Consider the following 21620-nt stretch of genomic DNA (forward strand, 5'->3'; position numbering starts at 1 on the left):
CCAACTTGAAGCGGAAAAGCTTTGCTTCCGTGTCAAAAAAAACATCAATGTTTTGACACGTAAGGGACAAAATGTCCGCTGATAAGAATGTAATGAAGGCCCGGTCCAATCTCGGTAACCGTTCCAGATTCGGCACTCCCGCCGAAGCTGCTGATGCACGCCGCGAACTCGCAGAAGCCAAGATTGCCGCATATGTGCGTGAGGCTCTGGCTGTTGCTCCGCCGTTGAGCGCCGCCGCCTTGGATCGGCTCGCGGGCCTTTTGCACGGCGGTGAATGACATGCGGGCAAAGGAAAGGCCCGGGGGGCTGAGCCGGGCCGATCACGCTTCTGTTGAGCGGTTGGCGGTGCTGTGATGCCCTGGACTCGCTATGACGACAAATTCTTTGAGCAGCCGCGATACCTCCGGCTTTCATTCGAGACAAGGCACCATTTCACGGCCATGATCGGCACTTGCTCGCGGCTCCAGTCGTGGGACGGGCATCTTAGCCAGATTCAAGCGGAACGCTGTAGTGACGTGCCGGACCCTGCCGGATGCCTTGCCGAGCTTGTAGCCGCCGATTGGGTCATGGAATCCGTGGGTGGTGGATACGTCATCCTCGACTTTGAAGATAACCACGCGCCGCCGTTGTGGGTCCGCAACAAGACCGAACAGAACAAGCTCGATAAGCGTCGCAAGACCGCTTGCAAGCACGGCGATCACTCGCACTGTGAACCAAGGAACTGTGAGGCTCTGAAAGAGAGTTCATCCAGTAGTGCATCCAAGAGTTCAGAAAGAAGTGCATTCCGCTTCGGTAGCGCATCCCGCGTCCCATCCAAGGGCGGTAGTGCATTCCTTGGTGCAGAAAGTAGTTCAGAAACTCAGGTCAGGTCAGAACAGCTCAGTACAGGAAAAGCCTTTAAGGAAGAAGCTTCTGAAAGTGAAAAAACCGTGGCTGAAAACGTTCTGCCTGTGGATGATCCTTGGCCGTCGTCGGCTCCTGCCGGATTCGATGATGATGGGTGGCTTGCCGGTAGACCGATGCCGGTTGGACCGCAGGGCCACGCAGCCGCCCAAGCGAGCACGCCCATGTTCACTAGCGTTTCCTTGCAAGCTGGCGACCGCTGCACGACGTGCGACCAAGGTCGGCTCACCGAGGCGAACGCTTCAAGAGGCATCACCCGATGCAACGCATGTCTTGCTGAGCCAGCATCGGCACAAACAACGGCACAGAAGGACCGACCATGAACAACGGACCCATCACGATTCCGACTGACGACTACCGGCGAGTGATCGCACTGGCACGAGCATTGTTCACAGCCGACGTGGACGCGCTGGCAGCACTACAGCCAACCGAGCCAGGACAAGCGCACAGCATGATGCTTGCGGCAGTCTCAGTCATCGCGGCGCTGGCAGCCGACGAACGACTAGGCGGAGCAGACGCCGAGCTAGACCGCCTATTGACGAACTCTTTCGGACTCGACGCGCAGGACGGGACACCCTGACGCCCACACCACGCCCGCCGTCCTGCCATGACGGTAAGGACGAGCGCCTGGACACACATGGGACAACCACACGTAAACAACCCACAACGTCGCCTACGGAGCAGCAGGCAAGCAGAGAGCACGAGCACCAAGGCACAAGGGCAGACAGCAGACGAAATGCGCCAAGAAACAAACAGGAACACCCTCACCGGGACAGGGGACCGGCGGGGCAACCACGCAAACAAGCGCACAGCAACGCCGGAACTCCCGGTTTTTGAAATTCCAAGAGGCAGGACGACTGCGCAGCGTACCGATGTTTTCCCTTCGTGGGTGCATAAAAGATCTGTGGGTGCATAACTATTCAGAAAGTAGGTGTATGTAGGTGGAAATGTTCAAGCATGGAGCCAATGGGTATCGGCGGCATGGCTGCCGATGCCAGACCTGTAAAGACGCGCACGCCTCCGAGCGTCGTCGTCAGCGGGCGAAGGTCAACGGCGGGCCGGGGCTGTCGGTTGTCCATGGAACTTTCCCGGCGCTCCCGGCTGAGCCTGAGCCTACGGTTGAGCGCGGTCCTGTCGGCACCACTGAGTCCGCTGTCGAGGCTGAGATTGAGGCGCTGGCTGATGCTGGCCGGTCGTGGTCTCCGGAATGCGCTCGTTTGGAAAACCAAATAATGATCGCTGCGCGCACCATAGATAAAGTCATCGCTGACGGGCGCGTGCATTTAGCGCCACCATATTTCCGGATCATCACCCAATCCATGGCGGAATTGAAGTCGATCCTGGCTCCGGCGCGAATTGCGGGTACGCGGACTGCCGAGGACGATATGAAGGCTGCACAGGCCGAGATTGAAGCGGATTTCGGTGGCCCGCTCGGCTCGCCAGACCCCGCCGACCCTTACCACCTGAGAACAGACAGAATTTAGTTACATACGGTGTCAGGAGTAGAATATTTGCTACGAGAAGGCTAAGAATTTGGCGGACAAGGACCGGGCGAAACCCATCCATCCCGAATTTCTTCTCAAGCAGCAGCGTATTGGATTCAAGGGCGAGGCTCTTTCCTAAACGTCAAGCGGCATCTGGTGAGGACCAGCGGACCGGCGAAACCATCCGAGAACACCGGTGGCATGTACGTGCCAATTTCCTATTCTCTTTGGTGCCCCTGTTGTGCTGCACCCCCCTGAAAGCGTGAATTCCAATGCCAAAATCAATGCGTGAACTGTTGAATGAGCGGAAGGCTGAGCTTCGTGCTGCGGCCACTGCCATTCTGGAAAAGGCCGAGGCCGAGAACCGCGATGTGACCGAGGCCGAAGCGTCCGAATTTGAGCGGATCGGTGAAAGCCTGGAGTCCGTCAGCAGGCAGCTTGACCGTTCGGCCCAGTTCAATGAGGACTTCCGTAAGGCGGCTCTGGCCACCGAGTCGCGGGGTCGGTCTGAGGCTCCCGTCAAGTTCGTGAACAGGGCTACCGGTGCGCCCGCCCTTCGTTCTGGCCAGCCGTTCGGTGAGCACGAGCTTGTTCGTGCTGAGCGTGAACGGGGCCAGCTTGCCGAGGATGCGGCGATGGCCACGTATGGCGGCGTCGCGGAGTTCGTCCGTTCGTTGTCGACCACGGGCGCGTCTGCCGTGGTGCCGACTGTTTGGGCGTCTCAGATCATCGACATAGCCCGCGCTAACGCGGCGGTCATGAAGGCCGGCGCGACGATTTTGCCGATGGACGCCAACACCGTCCAGGTTGGCCGACTTACCGGCGACGCCACGGCGGCTTTCCGGGCTGAGGGTTCGGCCATTACGGCTAGTGACCCGACGTTCGATAACGTCACCCTCACGGCCAAGAGCCTGAATGCGCTGGTCATCGGGTCAATGGAATGGTTCGATGACGCTCCTAACGCTGACGGCCTCGTTATCAATTCGATCGGCAAGGCAATCGGCCTCGCAATCGACAAGGTTGCCCTCTACGGCGGCATCACGTCGGGCGCTGGCTCGATCAACTTGCCGACGCCGCCTAACCCGCGTGGTGTGCTTGCTGCCCTGAATGCGGTTCGCCCGGCGAACGTGATTGGCGGTTCGGCAACCAACGGCACGGCCGTGGCGAGCTACAACGAGTTGATCGACCTCGACTACACAGTCGAGAACCTCAACGAAGTGCCCACCGGCCTGATTCTGCCGTCACGGCTGGCTCAGAAATACGCGAAGTTGCAGGACACGACGAACCAGCCGATGCGGAGGCCGGATGACCTTTCGGACCTGCCCTTCTACGTCAGCAATCAGGTTGCCAGCGGCATGACCCAGGGCACGAGCACTACGGCGGCGGATGCCTTCGTTGGTGACTGGACTGAACTGCTCATTGGGCAGCGGCTGGGCTTGCGGATTCAGGTGCTCACAGAGCGTTACGCGGAGTTTGGGCAAATCGGCATCGTGGCGACGTGGCGCGGCGATGTGCAGCCGGCCCGCACGAGCGCTTTCGCTGTCTACCGCTACCTGAACGGCGCATAAGCCATGGCCCTGAACGTCTGGCCCGTACACAGCTTCCCGGACCCTCCCGGCGATCTGCGGAACGTGGACGTGGGCAACTGGGACCGCGTGCGCCTACACAACGGCACACCCATCGTGGACCCGCCCCCAACGAATGCCCGGCACATCATGAACCTGACGGACCCGACCGGGCATGCCGTGGTGTTCATGCCTGGCGAAACCCTGCCCGCGTGGGCGCTTCAATACCGGTAAGGAGAAATGAATCGTGCTCAAGAATAGTGATGATCTGACGGACGGCGCGCAGAATGATGACCTGCCGGATGGTGCCCCTTCCCGGAGAACCATTGCCCGGGATTACGTCCATTGCACGCACCCGGAAACGGGTCTGGAAGTCGTGTTCATGCCCGGCGAGGCGTTGCCTGATTTCGCGGCTGCCGTTCAGGAGGCCAACGAGCGGGCAGAGAGCCCACTCGTGACCGATGAACCGAAGCTTGTGAAGGGCAATAGGGCGGTGAAGCAAGAGACCGGGCGTTAACGTCACCAAGCCGGGCATTTGGTCATAGCCGCCCGGCAATCGGAACGATGGCCGCACAAAGGGACGTTCTCTTTCCGCTCCCCGGCCAGCGCCCATGCGAGGGGAGGAAGAGGCGGACTCTTTAGGTCCCATCTCTTCCTCCCCGTGCGCCATGGGTCACATCAACGGCAAGTCGTGCGAAAATCGTCGCTCCCAATAGTTAGAGTGGTCTCCATGCCTCGCAAGTACTCGGTCTCCGCCGCTCCAGCACACCTAACCATGCTTGACCTCTTTGCAGGCGCGGGAGGACTGTCGGAGGGGCTCCGGGAAGCCGGTTTTCACAGCCTCTACGCCAACGAGCTTGTTCCGACATATGCAAAGACGTTCGGTGTCAATCATCCGGACACGATCGTGGACAGCAACGATATTCGCGACGTAGATGCGGCGTTAGTGCGGAAACGACTCGGTTTGGCTCGCGGCGAACTCGCCTTGATGGCTGGCGGACCTCCGTGCCAGGGATTCAGCATCAACGCTCCAAAACGAAGTACTGACGACCGCAGAAACCACCTGTTTCGCGAATATCTTCGCTTCGTGGAAGAGTTCGAGCCTCGCGCCGTGCTGATCGAGAACGTGCCGGGGCTGGTGTCTTTTGAGGGCGGGGCAACGCTTGAAGCTATCCTGGCCAGCCTCCGGGCACTAGGGTACGCCGCTGATGTTCAAATCCTCTATGCACCGCTATTTGGGGTTCCTCAAACTCGTTGGCGGACCATAATTCTTGGGCTCCGCGACGGTGGCAATCCCTTAGAAGCTTTCCCTGAGCCCATTCATTCTGCGCCCATGCGTGTGAATTTCACGTCGAGGTTCGCCGGTCGAAACATCGTAGCGATGCCGCGATCTTTGGAACTTCCGTCCCACACGACAGTCCAAGATGCTTTGGGAGATCTCCCCGTTCTTGGCAACGGTGAGACCGGTGAATACCTGAAGAAGTATCGAACCGCACCTCAGAATGACTACCAGCGAGTTCTCCGCGCGGGATCGGAGGGAGTGAGCAACCACGAAGCTGCCAGACTTGGAAAAATTAACGTTGAAAGGCTTCGGCACATACCCCCTGGTGGTAACTGGACTGACATTCCCTTTGACCTTCTTCCGGCTGGCATGAAACAGGCGAGACGTTCGGATCACACTAAGCGCTACGGTCGAGTTCACCCCGACGGCCTTGCATCAACTATTCTCACGAAATGTGATCCGCATTGGGGGGCCTATTTCCACTACGACCAAGACCGAGCGTTTACCGTCCGTGAAGCCGCACGCATCCAGTCCTTCCCGGACACATACGTATTCACGGGATCTCGCGTGGACCAGTACGAGCAAGTGGGGAATGCTGTTCCTCCGCTGCTCGCTGCCGCCGTCGGTCGCTCAGTTTCGAAGGCTCTCGGCGTCAACGTTGACGAACTGACAAGAGCGGTCTGAGGGGGAATGTCCCACCTATTCGAGTTCTTCGGCTACCCGGCGACCGACCATTCTCCCGAGGCCATCAGGTCTGCTGAGACGAAGGATTGCCCGTTCCAGAAGGTCGGTTGCACCAAAAAGCTGGAGGGCACCCCAACCGGGGCGTGCAGTCTCAAACAGCCCTCGTTTGCGCAGCCAGTGATCATTTGCCCGATTCGCCTCTATGCAGAGAATCACAAGGTTCTTCAGGACGTAGCGGACAGGGCCTTCGTCCCAGGACTGCCCTTGGTGCTTGGTGGAGAGGCCGTCGCCACTGCCCGCGCCAAGGGCGAAAAAGTGGTCGCTGTCTTTGGCAAGGGCTCCGGCGGTGAGATGCGCCTTCCTCAGCGCAGCGGGGGGACAGGTTCCTATTGGGTGGACTGGATTCTTGCGCTGCTGAATCCCGATGGTTCCCTAGATGAGTTCGTGGCTGTGGAGGTTCAGACGGCAGACACGACTGGCAACTACCTGCCTAGCCGCCAAGCGATGATGTTGCCCGGTCGTCCGATTGTCCAGAGCACTGCGGGGGTGAACTGGGAGAACGTCTGTAAACGAATCATCACGCAACTCGTCTATAAGGGGCAGCTTCTACAGCGTGAGGAGAGTTGCAAAAAGGGACTATTCTTCATTTGCCCTGCTCCCGTGTATGACCGCGTGATGAAAAGGCTTGGAGGCCGGGAGGGCCTTACATCGGTACATTTCCAGTCCCACGCCATAACGTTCATGGCCTACGACTACGTTCCGCCGGAACAACGGCAAGACGGAACTGCAATCCCGCTTAGCCTTGAAGTCCTGCACACTACGTCTGTAGCAAAACTTCAAGAGCGGTTCGGCAACGTTGAACTTCCGGAACCGAATGTGTACCGGACTGCCATTCAGGCCGCGCTGTCCGGGGCAACTATTTCAAGCCAGCAGTAGCAACAAGGCAACCGAGATGCCGCTCTGGGCTAAACGCCCAGGGCGGCTTTTTCGTCTATCGGTTGCGCTTTTCCTCCTTCGGCGGATCGGCGGCGTTAACAAGCTCAGCCAATTCCTCGCCTGAGAGCTCCCCTCCGAGCAACTCCTCGACTGACAGGACGATCTCGTAGAGTTCGTCTCCTGACTTACCACTGTCCCTAGGGGTGTTCATAGGACAAGCCTAGATCCACTAGCAAATAGCGGTTCCGGCCTCGTGTCGAATGGCACCGAAGTGGTCCGAAATGCAAATGTTGCACTACTGTGGTGCCGCTGGTCTTTGGCGTCCTGCCCCTCACCGTGATCTTCGCCGTCTATCCGGGCTTGGCCGCGCTGGAACTTGGTTTCTGATGGCCGTCTCCGCCAAGCCTTTTCATCACATGGGCGTCCGCCTGAATGCCAAAACATAAAACAGCACGGATCACAACGATCCCTGCACCGCGAAATGGGGAAAAATGAATTGGGGAAGAATGAATAAGCCCGGACGCCGAAACCTCCCGGCTCGAGGACTTTTGCTGTGCCAGTTGTGGACACTTCCGCCGTCCAGACCATCGCTGAGAACCACCCTGAATGAAAGTTCGGTCCCGGACGATGGTCCCGAGCGGGGAGATGTCCCCGGTTGGGTCATGATCACATTGATGTCCGCGGCACTCGTCGCGGGCCTGCTGGCGCTGGCCGGCCCGGCTCTTGAGGGACTCTTCAACCAGGCCATGAGCAAGGTCGGAAAGTAAGTCCATGCCGTTGCGCAGCCGGGGAGCAGAACGTGGCGGCGGCGCCAGTGCCAGCCGCGGCGATGAACAAGGCTCCGCCGTCGTGGATTTTGTGCTGGTCGGGGGTCTGTTGACGGTGTTCTTCCTCGCCGTCGTTCAACTGGCCCTCGTGTTGCACGTGCGCAATACCCTCATTGATGCGGCCTCGTCCGGTGCCCGTTACGGCGCTCTCGCCGACCGGACGCCGGCCGATGCCCGTGAGCGCACCGCAGACTTGATCGGAATGGCGCTGAACGCGGATTTTGCGCGGGGCATCTCGACGTCGGAGGCCAGCTTCCAGGGAATCCGCACCTTGGAAGTGACAGTCAGGGCACCCTTACCGGTTATCGGGCTGATCGGACCTGGAGCGGCGCTGGAGGTGAGGGGGCATGCTGCAACTCCTGGTTGACCCTGGCAGTGAAGCGCTTTCCCGCTTCCAGGAGGTGATCTGCCGGCCACCCGCCGAGGGCCAGGAATCTACCGTTCCTCCAAGGGCCTCTGAGCGGGGAAGCGCCGTGGTCGAGTTCATCCTCCTGTCCCTTCTGCTCATGGTTCCCGTGGTCTACTTCATCGTCACTATTGGACAGATCCAGGGCGGTTCCTTCGCCGTCGTGGGGGCCGCGGACCAAGCCGCCAAGGTCTTTGTCATGCAGGAGGACGCCTCCCAAGCCCGTGCCGCCGCTGAACGGACCGCCCTTCTGACCCTTGCCGACTATGGCCATCCCGCGGAGCGGGCTTTTGTCGACGTCGTGTGCGACCGCGGCGATTGCCTGACGGCCGGTGCTGCGGTCACGGTGACGGTGAAGCTTACGGTGCCGTTGCCCATGCTGCCGTTTGGAGACACCTTGAATCTTGACGCCGCGAATCTGAGCGCGTCGGCCACGCAAATCGTCGGGCGGTTCCGGTGAAGGACCTTCCTACGAAGACAGATATGCTGCGGTCGCGAAAATCAGAGGGGGAAGACGGCCATTTGATGGTCTTGACCATCGGCTATGTGGTGATCGCGTTGTTGCTGGCAACGGTCGTTGCTGCGGCTTCCGCCATCTACATCGAACATAAGAAGCTCCTCTCCGTGGCGGACGGAGCTTCGGTGGCAGCCGCTGACAGCTATGCCCTCGGCCAAGTAGACAATAGCGCTGAAATGCCCTCGGCCGTCCTCAACAGTGAGCGGGTACGGAGCGCTACCGAGTCATACCTTAGGCAAAACGTCGCCCATTCACGGTTCGATCAACTTGCCGTCGCGCCGGGTACTGGAAGTCCGGACAGTGCGACGGCCGAAGTTGTGCTGAGCGCGGTTGCCCATCCGCCCGTGGTCAGCTTTCTGCTCCCCGACGGTGTTCCGATCGAAGCCCGTTCCACTGCTCGTTCCCGGCTGACCCGCTGAGTTCCAAGCGTCATACGTCCAGTGCCCGTGCCAAGGCCGCCAATGGATGGCGTACTCTGGAACAACCATGGCTCAGATTGACTTTCCCGCAGAAATCCGCGCGCTTCGCTCCACCTACCGCTCCATCGAACAGGTTTCCGATGTCGAGAAGCTCAAGGAAGAGATCGCAGAACTGAGCGAGCGAGCGGGTGAACCGAACCTGTGGGACGATCCAGCTGCCGCGCAGGTGATTACGTCGAAGTTGTCCCACCGGCAGTCGGAACTTGAACGGTTGAACAGGCTGACGGGCCGCATCGACGACCTTGAGGTTCTCGTCGAGCTCGGCCAGGACGAGGACGACGACGCTTCCATGGTCGAAGCCGCCACGGAACTCGATTCAATTCGCAAGGCCCTCAAGGAACTTGAGGTGGTAACCCTGCTCTCGGGCGAATACGACGAACGCGAAGCCGTCGTCACCATTCGTGCGGGCGCCGGCGGTGTTGATGCGGCGGACTTCGCCGAAATGCTCATGCGCATGTACCTTCGCTGGGCGGAACGCCACGGCTACCCGACTACCGTCATGGATACTTCGTACGCCGAAGAGGCCGGCCTCAAATCAGCCACTTTCGAGGTCAAAGCGCCGTACGCGTTCGGTACCCTCAGTGTCGAAGCCGGGACGCACCGCCTTGTCCGCATCAGCCCCTTCGACAACCAGGGCCGCCGGCAAACCTCCTTTGCCGCCGTCGAAGTCATCCCGCTCATCGAGCAGACCGACTCGATCGACATTCCCGACAATGAGATCCGCGTCGATGTCTTCCGCTCTTCCGGCCCCGGCGGCCAGTCCGTCAACACGACGGACTCCGCAGTGCGTTTGACCCATATCCCCTCAGGGATTGTCGTCTCCATGCAGAATGAGAAGTCCCAGCTGCAGAACCGCGCAGCCGCAATGCGCGTGCTCCAATCGCGGCTCCTCCTCCTGAAAAAGGAGCAGGAAGATGCTGAGAAGAAGGCATTCGCAGGTGACGTCAAGGCATCGTGGGGGGACCAGATGCGTTCGTATGTCCTCAATCCGTACCAGATGGTCAAGGATTTGCGGACTGAACACGAAGTGGGCAACACGTCAGCGGTGTTCGACGGCGACATCGACGACTTCATCGACGCCGGCATTCGCTGGCGCACAGGCAACCGCAACGCCGAAGGGTAGGCGGCGCCGGCCCGATTCGTCATGCCCTCTTAACTGAGGCATGCCACTATCGCATCGGATTGTTCGGGCCGCATCACTGGCAGGTAACCATGGCTAAGCTGATTCGGCCAGTTCGACTCACGACGCCGCATACGTCATCCTTTAACGGGGCACTCATCGACGGCAGGCAAGGCGGAATGCAGAAAACTAGGGCGACCAAAACCGTACTTCGCAAGGATATCCAGGGTCTTAGGGCCGTGGCCGTAGCAGCGGTAGTACTTGATCACCTGCTCCACTGGCCCAGCGGCGGCTTCGTGGGGGTCGATATCTTCTTCGTAATCTCCGGATTCCTCATCACCGGGCTCCTCATCCGGGAATGGCGGCGCGCGGGGCGGATCTCGTTTGTGGACTTCTACAGGCGTCGCGTCAAGCGGATCCTCCCAGCTTCGCTGCTGGTCATCGCGGTGACCGTCATTGCGGCCCGGTTCCTTTTTGCCGCCCAGCGGTGGCACGCAACTGTATGGGACGCTGTCTTCTCGGCCCTTTTTTCGGCGAACTGGCGGTTCATGGTCATTGGAAGTGACTATTTTCAGGCTGACGGGCCGGTTTCGCCCCTGCGCCACTACTGGTCGCTTGCCGTGGAGGAACAGTACTACTTCATCTGGCCCTGGGTAATGCTCGCAGTCCTGCTGCTCACCAGGAAGCTTTCCGCGAAGGCAACGACGTCGATGAAGCCGGTAGTCCTGACTATCACCGGCATCACCGTGGCATCTTTCGCCTGGGCTTTGTTCGCAACGTCTACCAACCCGGGGGCCGCCTACTACGACACCTTTTCACGCGTATGGGAACTCGGGATCGGGGCAATACTCGCATTCGCTGTCCCGTGGCTGGAGAAGCTGCCGCATCGGCTGCGCCCCGTTGCCGCGAACTTAGGCCTGCTAGGAATCGTCGCGTCCGTTTTCCTGATTTCTCCCGATTCCGGATTTCCCGCGCCCGTTGGATTGATACCTGTACTGGCAACTGCATTGGTGATCGCAGCCGGATGCGGTGGAGAGCAAAAGTTCCTGAAGCCCTTGACCAACAGGGCGAGCCAACATCTCGGCGACATCTCGTTTAGCCTCTACCTCTGGCATTTCCCCGTGGTGATATTCCTGGGCGCCTTCCTTGAAGCCGACCTGTTCTATTACGTGTTGGCTGGCTTGCTCATGCTGGTTCTGGCGCACTATTCGTTCCGGCTTGTGGAAGATCCCATCCGGAATAGCCGGTGGCTTTCCAAGGCAGAGAAGCGGCCGCATACGGAACGGCGACGATCAATGCGGACCTTTGTCCGTTCCGCTCTGGGATTGGCGATGTGCCTAACCGTTCTGGTCGGCGCTACGGGGGCGCGCTTGGCAATCTTCCCGATGGCCTCGCCGTCAAGCGGTTCGACAATCGAATCCAGCAGTGCCGGGAAGGGTTTTCCCGTGGACGGACCCGAATCCAGGAAGATTCAAGCAGAACTGCAGGCCGCAGTGGGGGCCACTGAATGGCCTACCTTCTCGCCGTCCCTGGAAGAGATCATCGCCAAGGACCCCTACCCGGATGGGGTCCACGCTTGTGGCGATGCCGGTGAACACCCAGCGGATCAATGCACCTGGGGACCCAAAGACGCCAAAAAGCACGCCGTTCTTGTCGGCGACTCCATCTCCATGCGATGGGCGACTCCTTTGATCAAACTCTATTCCGAGAACGGTTGGAATATCCGCGTTCTGGGACGGTATGGATGCCCGTTCAATCTTTATCCGATCGCCAAGCCCGCTGAAGAGGGGAAGGCTTGCGATGACCGGAAGGCTGAGGCCGTCCGAGTCATCCAGGAGATGTCTCCGGACATTGTTTTCATTGGCAACACACACTTCCCGGAGCGCATGTCAACGACAGGCAAAGTTGCCACGGCCGAGGACTGGGGTGCTGGAATGACGGCGATCCTGTCCAAGATTCCGAACGCGAAGAAGAAAGTCCTGCTGAGCCCGCCGCCGATAGATAAAGACCCGCGCCAGTGTTACAGCCCTGTACAAGGACCCCAGGCGTGCCTGGGCGGGGTCAGTCAGCTCTGGGTCGACATCTCGGCGGCCGATCGCAAATCGGTTGAGGCAGTCCCCGGCGGTGTTTACGTGGACACAAGGGAACTGTATTGCACGCAGGACGGGATGTGCCCTGAGTTTGCGGGCAACATACCAATTAAGCAGGACGGCACACACATGACGATGTACTACGGCTACCACATTCAACCCGCGCTTAAGGAGATGCTGGCCAAACGAGGCCTGGGTTAGGACCGGGAACGTCCGTCCCTGCCGCCTGTTTGGGCGACACACCGCACCAAGCCCGCGATTCCGTCGCGGAGCCTGCGTATAGTCGAAGAGCCGGCGCTCAACTTCCCCCAACGAAAGCCCGTGCGCTGGCGGTTGGACTGGTCGAACGTGGCATGTCCGGCGGGGTTCTGAAGAGTCATGATCCGATTTGAGAATGTCACCAAGGTCTACGACCCCAATGCCCGTCCGGCGCTGGATGCTGTCAACCTTGAGATTGACCGTGGAGAATTCACCTTCCTCGTCGGGGCCTCGGGCTCCGGCAAGTCGACGTTCCTGCGACTCATTCTGAAGGAAGACCGGGCAACATCCGGTTCGGTCTACGTCGCAGGCCAGAACGTAGCCAACATTTCAAGCTGGCGGGTCCCCAAGCTTCGCCGCGGAATCGGCGTCGTTTTCCAGGACTTCCGCTTGTTGCCGCAGAAGAATGTCTTTGCGAACGTGGCCTTCGCCATGCAGGTGATCGGCAAAAGCCGCAGCATCATCCGCGAGACTGTTCCGGAAGTGCTGAAGACTGTTGGCCTTGAAGGCAAGGAACGCCGCATGCCCCATGAGCTGTCCGGTGGCGAGCAACAGCGCGTGGCCATCGCCCGCGCCGTCGTCAATCGCCCCGGCATCCTGTTGGCGGACGAACCCACCGGAAACCTGGACCCCATCACGTCGATGGGCATCATGGGTGTGCTCGACAAGATCAACCAGAACGGCACCACTGTGGTCATGGCAACGCACGACGACGACATTGTGAACGAGATGCGAAAGCGCGTGGTGGAGCTCCGGAACGGAGTGGTGGTCCGTGATGAGGCAAGGGCCCTGTACACCTCGATGATTCCGGTGGTGGGAGAGTCCCGGCGAATGAAGGACGCGAGCGATGCTGAAATCGACCGCGCACAGGGGGTCCAGCAGTGAGGCTCGCTTTTATCCTGGGCGAGATCGGCAGCGGCCTGCGCCGGAACCTGTCCATGGTGATTTCCGTTGTCCTGGTGACATTTGTCTCCCTCACCTTTGTCGGCGCGGCCGGCATGCTGCAGATGCAGATCAACCAGATGAAGGGTTACTGGTACGACAAAGTCCAGGTTGCGATCTTCCTCTGCAATGACTCCTCGACTTCGACGGGATGCGCTTCGGGCGCGGTCACCAAGGAGCAGCAGGCCAACCTGGCCAAAATGCTTGATTCGCCGACAGTCAAGCAGTACATCACCGACTACCAGTTCGAATCACAGGCCGATGCGTTCAAGCACTTCAAGGAACAGTTCTCCAACTCTCCGATCGTTGACTCGGTAACACAGGACCAGCTTCCTTCGTCTTTCCGGATCAACATGAAGGACCCCCAGAAGTACCAGATCATCAGCGAGACCTTCTCCTCCCAGGCCGGGGTGGAGACCGTCAGCGATCAGCGCCAGGTCCTTGAACGGATCTTTGAGTGGATGAACGGCGCCTCTGTGGCGGCAATGGTGGTCGCGGGAGTCATGATCTTCTGTGCAGTCCTGCTCATCACCACCACCATCAGGTTGTCCGCGTTCAGCAGGCGGCGGGAGACAGGCATCATGCGCCTCGTTGGAGCGTCGAAGACCGTTATCCAACTGCCGTTCATCCTTGAAGGCGTCATCGCCGCGGTCGTGGGTGCAGTCTTGGCTTCCGGCACACTGTGGCTGGTTGCCCAGTTCTGGCTTAATGGTGACTTGTCGCGGCAGTTCCTGAACACTCCGTTTATTTCTTCGGCCCAGGTACTCGTGATTGCTCCGGTCCTGATAGCGTTGGGCGGCGGGCTGGCCGGGATATCTTCACTTCTGACCCTCCGTCGATATCTCAAGGTCTAGCCATGAAGAGCACTGATCCCGGGCGAACAGGACAGCCGATGACACGGAACTACCAGGCTGCGCTGCGGCTGCGAAAAGTTAGTGGCCGTGCGAAGGTTGCTGGCTCCGTGCTGGCCATTGCACTCGCGGCGAGCCTTGGCACTGCCCCCATGGCACACGCTGACAACCTTGATGACCAACAGGCCGCCCTCAACGCGGAATCGGCGCGGGTCCAGCAGTCCCTGGAATTCGTTGATGCCAACATTGCCAAGGCCGCCGGCGACCTTGTGGTCTACCAAGGACAGCTCCCGGGAGCTCAACAGGCACTTCTCGAAGCCCAAGGCAAGGTTGCCACAGCGGTGAAGGAGGCGGACGCCTTGGCGGCCCGCGTGGACCTGGCGCAGCAGAGCAAAGCCCAGATCACCCAGCAGCTGGAAAACGACAAGCAAAAGATCACCGACACCAAGAAGCTCATCGGCCAGATTGCGGCTCAGGCATATAAATCCGGCGGCGTTCCCACGAACGTTGCGTTGATGTTCGGAGCGAACGACGGCGGCAACCTCACGGACACGATGGACCTCGCCAACCAGGCGATGCGCAGCCAGAACGCCACGATGACGAAGTTGACGCAGCAGAGCGCCACGAACGTTAACTCCCAAGCCCGGCTCACCGCCGTCGAACAGGAAATCCGCGACCTGAAGGCGAAAGCGGACGCGGCGCTTGAGCGCGAAAAGGCAGCCCGCGATGATGCCGCTGCCAAGAAGGCGGAGGTGGACAAGCTCATCTCCGACACCACCCGTCTCAACAGCCAGCTTCAAGCGGCCAAGCCCGGGATCCAGGCCCAGCTTCAACAAGTGAAGGCGAATCAGGACGCGGTCGCTGCGGAAATTTCGGAACGCGACCGCAAGCTGCGCGAAGCATGGTTGGCCGAACAGCAGCGACTGGCCGCAGCCGCTGCTGCAGCCGCCCAGGCGCAAAACCAAGCGGCCCCGCAACCTTTTGTCCCACCGGCGAGCAATCCGCGCTCCAACTTCGGCCTCATCCACCCGGTTCCTGCGAACATCCCGATCACCTCGGGCTTCGGGTGGCGTGCGACGCCGCCTGGAACCATCGATTTCTACGGCCAGGGCGGCTACATGCACACGGGCATCGACTTCGGCGCCCCCTGTGGAACCCCGGTATACGCCGCCGCTGCCGGCACCGTATTTTCAGCGGGCTGGGGTAACGACGGCGGTGGCAACCGTGTCAAGATATCGCACGGAGTCATCAATGGTGATTCCCTGACCACGGTTTACTACCACAACACCAGCGTGGTGGTTTCTTCCGGTCAGCAGGTGAGCCAAGGTCAGCTCATCGCATATTCAGGGACCACGGGTAACTCCACTGGTTGCCACGTGCATTTTGAGACCTGGGTGAATGGGCAGGCCGTTGACCCGATGAACCTTTTGTAGCCCACACGACAAGGTCCTGCTGGCGTAGACTAGTGTGATTCTTCGACAACCAAGGAGTTCTACCGTGCCCAAGGAAAGTGGCCGTAAGGTAGTGGCCACCAATCGCAAGGCTCGGCATGACTACCACATATTGGATACCTATGAGGCCGGCATTGCCCTCATGGGAACCGAAGTAAAGTCCCTGCGTGAAGGCCATGCCTCCATGGTGGATGGTTTCTGTACTTTCTACAATGACGAGTTGTGGATGGAAGGCATCCATATCCCGGAGTACAACCAGGGGAGTTGGACCAACCACGCCGCGCGCCGCCGTCGGAAGCTGTTGCTTCACCGCGAGGAACTCAACAAGATCTCCGGCAAGATCCGCGAGACAGGGCTGACGGTCGTGCCGCTCCAGCTGTACTTCCTGGATGGACGCGCCAAGGTCGAGATTGCGTTGGCTCGAGGCAAGAAGGATTACGACAAGCGGCAGACTTTGCGCGAGCAGCAGGACAAGCGTGAATCGCTGCGTGAACTGCGCGAGCGCAACCGCCGCTGACTTGCCCTGAAAGCGCGGCCTAGTTCGTCGTCAGCCGAAGCGTGTCCCGGAATGTTCGGGTGCCGCGATGCGTTATGCTGGTTAACCCGGCAGGTTTTCATGGTGGTGGCTTTCGAGCGATGATCGTGCTGCGGGGATTGATAACAAAATACGGGGATGATCGGTTTCGACGATGTTAGTCGCGACAGGTGAAGCGGGCCGAGGATGCAGAATTATCTCGTAAACGCTGTCTGCAAACCAATAAGTGCCAATTCAAAGCGCACTGACTTCGCTCTTGCTGCCTAAGCAGTAAGACAGTCCGTCAGCCCGAGGTTGCTATTGCCCCGGATCCTGGCGTCATTTAGATAGCCACTGCTGTTTGCCTTCGTCATCGAGGCAAGCGGGACTCTTAGATGACTGGGCCCGGATCAGCTACTCGTTCGCACGATAGCTGGGGCCGAGAAAGTCCGACGCGAACTGCGCCCGGAGAAGCCCTGACAACACGACATCGGACGGGGGTTCAATTCCCCCCATCTCCACTTTTTGTGATGAGTCGAGACATCCTTCACGGATGAGTCGGGTCATCGGTAACACCCCGGTCTTCGGACCGGGGTGTTTTTCTTTGTCTGGCCTGGTAGCCGCGGGCGGCAAGACTGTAGGAGAATCTTGATCTTTTCTTAAGGGCATCTTGAGCTTCGTTCGATATTGAGGAATTTTCACTTACGAGGTGTTGCAGGCTACGATCAGCAGGTTGTCCGACCGAAAGGCGCACCTGTTCGTGGACGTAGACCGCTACATCAGCGCCATTTTGATCTTCGGCGGTGTCACGCTCGTTTTGATGATTACTGTGCACAGGCTCGTCCTGTGGCTCAAAAAGCGCACCAGGGCTTCGACGTCGCGGCCCGGGAAGTAGAAGCAACCATGCCTTACGTGGATATCAACCCCCATCGGCAGCGACCGAAGTGGCTCAGCTATGTTGGCCTTTCCGTCTTGCTTTTACTTGCGGTCTTGGCTGTCATCTTTGCTCTGGCCCGTGCCTAACCCCGTCCCGCCGCGGCACGTTGACAGCATCTTCCTGTAACGGCGCCCCGACCGACACGGTGCCGTTGATCCTGGACCGGAGTTCGGGCAAGGATGGAAACGGTCACTGAGAAGCCTTCATTCCGGAAGGCCGCCTCGGCGAGGCGCGGCTCGCCGGTTGGCGATGGCTGTTACGGGTGGGAGAAGATCCCCGACCTCCGAGGCCGACGTCCGAGCCTTGCTGGATTCCATGCCCGAATCACATCTCGTGCCTCGGGTTGTCAGCGACAAGGTTAATTACGTACGGAACAACGGCCCTGAACTCATCCAGCCGGCAGCCTGAACCCGCCACCGGTCACGCTGCCCGGACGATTCCGAATCACCGGCGCCCAAAGGCCATAACAAAGGCTACCGTCGCCGCGCTCACTAGCACCGCCGCCACCCAGATCCACTGCTGTCCGTCCAAGTTCGCCCCGATCTCAGCTCCTGGCTCAGTCTTGATCGTCCGGTCCATGCTTCTCGCCTGGACACTTGTGAGCAAGACTATCCCGTGCGCCTAAGGTGGTGTATAAGCTCGCCAACATCCACGAGTTCCCCAATTCGTCTCGCCCGGAAGCCCCAATGCCGGCCGTGAGGGGATTACTACGAGGGCCGCAAAGAGGTCCCAGGAAGAGCCTCCTGCGTCCCTTTGCAAGGACGACCGGGGGCTCTGCTGGGTGGCGCGTACGCCTTTGGTTAGTCACACCTGCCCGTGTTACTCGCCGCTGGCCGCGCAGTTTCGCGTACTGACTACTCGTGTCCTTGAACAGGGCTGTCAGTAACGTGGGGCGAATGATCGCCCGGTCGAGGCCCGTAGGCATGTCCAAAGGTCAGGTCTGCCGTCTAGGGGCCGTGTGCATGACATTCCGTCCTCGGAAGCTGCGTCGCGGCCTTGGCCTCGTGTGTGCGGTGGCCGTGATACTCGCGACCTGTTTCATCTCGGTGCTCACGGGGGTGACTTCGGCTGCTTGGGCAGCCCCCTACCAGGATTGGCCCACGTTTCTGCAGAACGCGGGCCGCACGGGCGCGTCCGTCGATCCTGCGCTGAGCGTGTCTAAAGCGTCCACCTTGAAGGCCAAATGGAAGTTCAAGACCGGCGCGCCGATCGCAACGTCCACGAGCGTGGTAGGCACGACTGCCTATGTCGGCAGCTGGGACGGCTACGAATACGCTGTCAGCACGAGCACGGGCGCCCAGATCTGGAAACAGTTCCTGGGACTGACTCAGGACCCGGGTTGTCAGCCTCCGACGATTGGGATCACCTCGGCTGCGACCGTCGTGAACGGCGTTGTGTACGTCGGCGGCGGTGATGCTTACTGGTATGCCCTCGACGCCACCACTGGCGCGATCTTGTGGAAGGTCTTCACGGGCGACAACTCTCAGACGGGGGCTCACTACAACTGGGCTAGCCCGCTGATAGCCAATGGTGCTGCATACGTCGGGGTTGCCAGTAACTGCGACAACCCGCTGGTTCAGGGGCATCTGATGAAGGTGGATCTCGCGTCCCACGCGGTCGTTGCCGACTACAACTTCGTGCCGACCGGCCAGGTGGGTGGCGGAGTGTGGACAAGCCCAGCGCTGGACGCCGCCACCAACACGGTCTTCGTGTCGACAGGCACGATCAATGACTACACACAAAAACAAGCCCAGGCCATCGTCGCTCTCGACGCCGGGACGCTGGCGTACAAGAGCTCGTGGCGGCTCCCGTTTGAGGCATCGGTTCAGGACTCAGATTGGGGTACCACGCCGACGCTGACCACCGACTCCAAGGGGGACCGACTGCTCAGCGTCGCAAACAAGAACGGGATCGTTTACACGTTTAATCGCGACAACCTCGCGGCGGGCCCCATCTGGCAACGTCGGATCGCCATCGGCGGGGATTGCCCGACCTGCGGAGATGGAACGATCGCCTCAGGCGTGTTCGCCAACAACGTCTTGTACTACGCGGGCGGTAACAATGCTGGTAATGGGCATGGCAGTGGCGGTTCGATCAGTGCCCTGGACCCGGCCACCGGCACGGTCTTCTGGACGCGCCAGACCGCGGGGGCCGTCATCGCAGCACCCGCGCTCGTCAACGGAATGCTGGGGCTGGTACAGGGTTCAACCTTCGAGGTTGTCAACGCTGCGGACGGAACGCTCCTGTACTCCTACCTGATGGGCGGCCCCGGGTACGCGGCGGTGTCGGTAGCCCGTAGCCAGTTCTACGTCGGTGACTACGACACGAACCTCTACGCTTTCGGCCTCGGCGGGACTACGGCCATCCCGTCCGATCCCAATTGCCCGACGGGTTTCACCTGCCAGGACATCCGCGACCCCGCGATTGCCGGCAGTGAGTCGACTGCCGGAGGCACCCTCACCGTGACCGCTTCGGGCGCAGCGATCCACGGTACAGCCGACCAGTTCCGCCTCATCTCCAAGCCGGTGACCGGCGATACCCAGTTAAGCGCCACGATCACCGCGCAGTCGACCCAGAACACCCAACCTCAAGCCGGCGTGATGATGCGCCAGAGTGCGGACCCGGGGTCGCCGTTCTTCGCGGCGCTGGCCTACCCTAACGACCTGACAGAGGGCTTGCCGTCCCCAGACGTCGTGATCTGGTACCGGGCATGCTTCGGCTGCACCTCGATCGAGCTCACCAAGTGGTACCCGGCCAACAGGCCGGTGTCGTTGATGCTCCAACGCAAGGGGAACCTGTTCAGCGCCGGCATTTCCTTCGACGGAACAAATTTTCAGCTCATACCCGGAGCCAGCGCAAACCTCGACCTGCCGGCAACCACCATGGGCGGGCTGGCAGTGGACTCCGGAGCGTCCACGAACACGGGAACGGCGTCGTTCACCAACCTGTCGGTCGGCGTGCCCATCACGACCACAATGACTCCTCAAGCGCCCGCCGATCCCTGCCCAGCACCCTGGACGTGCGCAGACATCGGAAACCCCAATCCTCCCGGTGACACGATCGCATCGGGGGGCTCGCTCACTCTTGATGGCACCGGGACCGGAATCGGCGGCGCGGCGGACTCTTTCCACTACGCATTCACACCCGTCTCGGGTAACCAGAGCCTGAGCGCTCAGGTCGTCACCCAGGCCGGCTCGCCGAAGGCCGCGCAAGAAGGCCTCATGATGCGGGCCAACGACGGCGCAAGCTCGCCGTTTTACGGGATATTCCTCAACCCCGGGGGCTCGGCAACGGTCTCCTGGCGAACCTACGACGGCGTCACCCAACGGTCCAAGATTCCGATGCCGAGCGTGACTTCGCCCGCCTACCTGCAGATCGTCCGCTACCAAGACACCACCCTCACTCCGCCGGTCACCTTCTTCTCCGCATTGACCTCGCCCGACGGCACCACCTGGACGCCCGCGCTGGGATCGACGGTTGCCATCGACATGGGGGCTGGCCAGTACCTGGCCGGGATGGCGGCAACCGCCGGCGCACCGCGAGTTGCGCCGCCGGTGGTGTTTAACAGCGTGGCCATCACCGTCCCGAGTAGCCCACCCCCGGGTATCTGCGCCACCGGCTTCGCGTGCGCTGACATCGGGGTCGACGGCTTGCCCGGAAACCAGATTTACCTCAATGGCACCTGGACGATGCAGGCCAGAGGCTCCGACATCTGGGCAACCTACGACTCGTTTCGATTTGTTTCTCAGGCCTTCCCGCTGGACCCGGTGAACTCCACGAACGGAGACGGCACGATCAGCACCCGGGTTGTCTCCCAGACGACGGTGGGTGGGTCGTGGATGAAGTCTGGGGTGATGATCCGCGCCGGAGCCGATCCCCAGGCGGCCTATTACGGCGTGTTCGTGACACCCGGGAACGGGATCGCTGTGCAGTGGCGCGCCAGCAACGCGGCCCAGACCAGCGGGTTTGTTACGCCGGGTGCAGCGCCCCGGTGGGTGCTCGCCTCCCGTTACACCGACACCGCGCACGGCCTCGTGTACTACAGCGCGTACATCTCGACCGACGGCGTCCAGTTCACCTATGTCCCAGGCTCCGTCGTGGCTCTCAACCTTCCCGGCCCGCTGGTCGCGGGCATCGCTAGCGACTCCTACAACTCCGCCCAGCGATCGGTCGCAACTTTCGACAATGTCGCTCAGCTTCCTGGCTCACAACCTCCGCCTGGTATTTGCCCGGCGGCTTGGACGTGCAGTGACGTCGGGGGTGCGCTGCCGGCTGGTGCGGACAATCTGTCTGGGTCTGGGTCTGGGTCTGGGTCGGGGACGTGGACGGAGACCGGTGGCGGGGGTGATATATGGGGAACCGCGGATTCGTTCC

At 60.5% G+C, this 21620-nt stretch carries 23 protein-coding genes and 1 other RNA gene; 23 read left to right on the forward strand and 1 reads right to left on the reverse strand.

The genetic code is table 11. From position 1 onward, the window contains the following. Window positions 1–71 precede the first annotated feature (71 nt). The 9 genes from ABEA18_RS22665 (at window position 72) to ABEA18_RS22705 (ending at window position 6854) form a co-directional block, all read left to right on the forward strand. Entirely contained in the window at window positions 72–278 is a 207-nt protein-coding gene (locus ABEA18_RS22665) for a hypothetical protein (RefSeq protein WP_345453033.1), read from the forward strand. A 288-nt stretch (window positions 279–566) separates the two neighbouring features. Continuing rightward, window positions 567–1226, forward strand: coding sequence for a hypothetical protein (locus tag ABEA18_RS22670; protein ID WP_345453036.1), 660 nt, complete (start codon window positions 567–569; stop codon window positions 1224–1226). Next, window positions 1223–1483, forward strand: coding sequence for a hypothetical protein (locus ABEA18_RS22675; RefSeq protein WP_345453039.1), 261 nt, complete (start codon window positions 1223–1225; stop codon window positions 1481–1483). The genes ABEA18_RS22670 and ABEA18_RS22675 overlap by 4 nt, the downstream gene beginning before the upstream one ends. Window positions 1484–1844: 361 nt before the next feature. Next, entirely contained in the window at window positions 1845–2387 is a 543-nt protein-coding gene (locus ABEA18_RS22680) for a hypothetical protein (RefSeq protein WP_345453042.1), read from the forward strand. A 284-nt stretch (window positions 2388–2671) separates the two neighbouring features. Beyond that, on the forward strand, window positions 2672–3955 hold the full coding sequence (locus tag ABEA18_RS22685; protein ID WP_345453045.1) for a phage major capsid protein: 1284 nt from the start codon (window positions 2672–2674) through the stop codon (window positions 3953–3955). A 3-nt stretch (window positions 3956–3958) separates the two neighbouring features. Continuing rightward, the gene (locus ABEA18_RS22690) at window positions 3959–4186 is read left to right on the forward strand and encodes a hypothetical protein (protein WP_345453049.1); all 228 of its coding nucleotides are present in this window, start codon (window positions 3959–3961) and stop codon (window positions 4184–4186) included. 13 nt (window positions 4187–4199) lie between these two features. Beyond that, a complete protein-coding gene (locus ABEA18_RS22695; RefSeq protein ID WP_345453052.1) occupies window positions 4200–4469 on the forward strand; it encodes a hypothetical protein in 270 nt (89 codons plus the stop codon). Window positions 4470–4682: 213 nt separating this feature from the next. Beyond that, entirely contained in the window at window positions 4683–5918 is a 1236-nt protein-coding gene (locus ABEA18_RS22700; protein WP_345453055.1) for a DNA cytosine methyltransferase, read from the forward strand. Between the two features lie 264 nt (window positions 5919–6182). Continuing rightward, the gene (locus ABEA18_RS22705) at window positions 6183–6854 is read left to right on the forward strand and encodes a hypothetical protein (protein WP_345453058.1); all 672 of its coding nucleotides are present in this window, start codon (window positions 6183–6185) and stop codon (window positions 6852–6854) included. 55 nt (window positions 6855–6909) lie between these two features. Here the strand turns inward: ABEA18_RS22705 and ABEA18_RS22710 are convergent, their stop codons facing one another. Continuing rightward, the gene (locus ABEA18_RS22710; protein WP_345453061.1) at window positions 6910–7065 is read right to left on the reverse strand and encodes a hypothetical protein; all 156 of its coding nucleotides are present in this window, start codon (window positions 7063–7065) and stop codon (window positions 6910–6912) included. 295 nt (window positions 7066–7360) lie between these two features. Here ABEA18_RS22710 and ABEA18_RS24745 point away from each other — a divergent pair, with 295 nt between their 5' ends. From ABEA18_RS24745 to ABEA18_RS22770, 14 genes are all read left to right on the forward strand, one after another. Further along, on the forward strand, window positions 7361–7621 hold the full coding sequence (locus ABEA18_RS24745) for a hypothetical protein (protein WP_425550565.1): 261 nt from the start codon (window positions 7361–7363) through the stop codon (window positions 7619–7621). Between the two features lie 4 nt (window positions 7622–7625). Continuing rightward, window positions 7626–8048, forward strand: a complete 423-nt coding sequence (locus tag ABEA18_RS22715) for a TadE family protein (protein ID WP_345453064.1) — start codon at window positions 7626–7628, stop codon at window positions 8046–8048. Beyond that, a complete protein-coding gene (locus ABEA18_RS22720; RefSeq protein WP_345453067.1) occupies window positions 8029–8547 on the forward strand; it encodes a hypothetical protein in 519 nt (172 codons plus the stop codon). The genes ABEA18_RS22715 and ABEA18_RS22720 overlap by 20 nt, the downstream gene beginning before the upstream one ends. 65 nt (window positions 8548–8612) lie before the next feature. Continuing rightward, the gene (locus tag ABEA18_RS22725; protein ID WP_345453070.1) at window positions 8613–9023 is read left to right on the forward strand and encodes a pilus assembly protein TadG-related protein; all 411 of its coding nucleotides are present in this window, start codon (window positions 8613–8615) and stop codon (window positions 9021–9023) included. Window positions 9024–9090: 67 nt separating this feature from the next. Further along, window positions 9091–10206 carry a peptide chain release factor 2 gene (gene prfB / locus ABEA18_RS22730; RefSeq protein WP_236811830.1) on the forward strand — a complete coding sequence of 372 codons (1116 nt, stop codon included), beginning with the start codon at window positions 9091–9093 and terminating at the stop codon, window positions 10204–10206. Between the two features lie 176 nt (window positions 10207–10382). Then, window positions 10383–12494 carry an acyltransferase family protein gene (locus tag ABEA18_RS22735; RefSeq protein WP_345453074.1) on the forward strand — a complete coding sequence of 704 codons (2112 nt, stop codon included), beginning with the start codon at window positions 10383–10385 and terminating at the stop codon, window positions 12492–12494. Window positions 12495–12671: 177 nt separating this feature from the next. Continuing rightward, window positions 12672–13436 carry a cell division ATP-binding protein FtsE gene (ftsE, locus tag ABEA18_RS22740; RefSeq protein ID WP_059387583.1) on the forward strand — a complete coding sequence of 255 codons (765 nt, stop codon included), beginning with the start codon at window positions 12672–12674 and terminating at the stop codon, window positions 13434–13436. After that, window positions 13433–14347 carry a permease-like cell division protein FtsX gene (gene ftsX, locus ABEA18_RS22745; protein ID WP_236811828.1) on the forward strand — a complete coding sequence of 305 codons (915 nt, stop codon included), beginning with the start codon at window positions 13433–13435 and terminating at the stop codon, window positions 14345–14347. The genes ftsE and ftsX overlap by 4 nt, the downstream gene beginning before the upstream one ends. 38 nt (window positions 14348–14385) lie before the next feature. After that, complete coding sequence (locus ABEA18_RS22750) at window positions 14386–15777, forward strand: peptidoglycan DD-metalloendopeptidase family protein (RefSeq protein WP_345453081.1); 1392 nt, start codon at window positions 14386–14388, stop codon at window positions 15775–15777. A 64-nt stretch (window positions 15778–15841) separates the two neighbouring features. Next, complete coding sequence (smpB, locus tag ABEA18_RS22755) at window positions 15842–16312, forward strand: SsrA-binding protein SmpB (RefSeq protein ID WP_028264808.1); 471 nt, start codon at window positions 15842–15844, stop codon at window positions 16310–16312. 152 nt (window positions 16313–16464) lie between these two features. Further along, window positions 16465–16833, forward strand: a transfer-messenger RNA (tmRNA) gene (ssrA, locus tag ABEA18_RS22760). A 209-nt stretch (window positions 16834–17042) separates the two neighbouring features. After that, complete coding sequence (locus ABEA18_RS22765; protein ID WP_345453085.1) at window positions 17043–17204, forward strand: hypothetical protein; 162 nt, start codon at window positions 17043–17045, stop codon at window positions 17202–17204. After that, complete coding sequence (locus tag ABEA18_RS24750) at window positions 17156–17332, forward strand: hypothetical protein (protein WP_425550566.1); 177 nt, start codon at window positions 17156–17158, stop codon at window positions 17330–17332. Before ABEA18_RS22765 ends, ABEA18_RS24750 begins: the two co-directional genes overlap by 49 nt. A gap of 876 nt (window positions 17333–18208) precedes the next feature. Further along, the coding region (locus tag ABEA18_RS22770; RefSeq protein ID WP_345453088.1) for an outer membrane protein assembly factor BamB family protein at window positions 18209–21620 on the forward strand (3412 nt) is incomplete at its 3' end.

Origin of the sequence: Arthrobacter gyeryongensis, from assembly GCF_039543785.1 — a bacterium.
Lineage (GTDB): Bacteria > Actinomycetota > Actinomycetes > Actinomycetales > Micrococcaceae > Arthrobacter > Arthrobacter gyeryongensis.

Coding starts and splice junctions, on each gene's coding strand:
- ABEA18_RS22710 (WP_345453061.1), bottom strand. CDS start 7,065: ATGAACACCCCTAGGGACAGTGGTAAGTCAGGAGACGAACTCTACGAG.
- ABEA18_RS22690 (WP_345453049.1), top strand. CDS start 3,959: ATGGCCCTGAACGTCTGGCCCGTACACAGCTTCCCGGACCCTCCCGGC.
- ABEA18_RS22675 (WP_345453039.1), top strand. CDS start 1,223: ATGAACAACGGACCCATCACGATTCCGACTGACGACTACCGGCGAGTG.
- ABEA18_RS22685 (WP_345453045.1), top strand. CDS start 2,672: ATGCGTGAACTGTTGAATGAGCGGAAGGCTGAGCTTCGTGCTGCGGCC.
- ABEA18_RS22720 (WP_345453067.1), top strand. CDS start 8,029: ATGCTGCAACTCCTGGTTGACCCTGGCAGTGAAGCGCTTTCCCGCTTC.
- ABEA18_RS22725 (WP_345453070.1), top strand. CDS start 8,613: ATGGTCTTGACCATCGGCTATGTGGTGATCGCGTTGTTGCTGGCAACG.
- ABEA18_RS22715 (WP_345453064.1), top strand. CDS start 7,626: ATGCCGTTGCGCAGCCGGGGAGCAGAACGTGGCGGCGGCGCCAGTGCC.
- ABEA18_RS22665 (WP_345453033.1), top strand. CDS start 72: ATGTCCGCTGATAAGAATGTAATGAAGGCCCGGTCCAATCTCGGTAAC.
- prfB (WP_236811830.1), top strand. CDS start 9,091: ATGGCTCAGATTGACTTTCCCGCAGAAATCCGCGCGCTTCGCTCCACC.
- ABEA18_RS22750 (WP_345453081.1), top strand. CDS start 14,386: ATGACACGGAACTACCAGGCTGCGCTGCGGCTGCGAAAAGTTAGTGGC.
- ABEA18_RS22700 (WP_345453055.1), top strand. CDS start 4,683: ATGCCTCGCAAGTACTCGGTCTCCGCCGCTCCAGCACACCTAACCATG.
- ABEA18_RS22735 (WP_345453074.1), top strand. CDS start 10,383: ATGCAGAAAACTAGGGCGACCAAAACCGTACTTCGCAAGGATATCCAG.
- ABEA18_RS22670 (WP_345453036.1), top strand. CDS start 567: ATGGAATCCGTGGGTGGTGGATACGTCATCCTCGACTTTGAAGATAAC.
- ABEA18_RS24745 (WP_425550565.1), top strand. CDS start 7,361: ATGAATAAGCCCGGACGCCGAAACCTCCCGGCTCGAGGACTTTTGCTG.
- ftsE (WP_059387583.1), top strand. CDS start 12,672: ATGATCCGATTTGAGAATGTCACCAAGGTCTACGACCCCAATGCCCGT.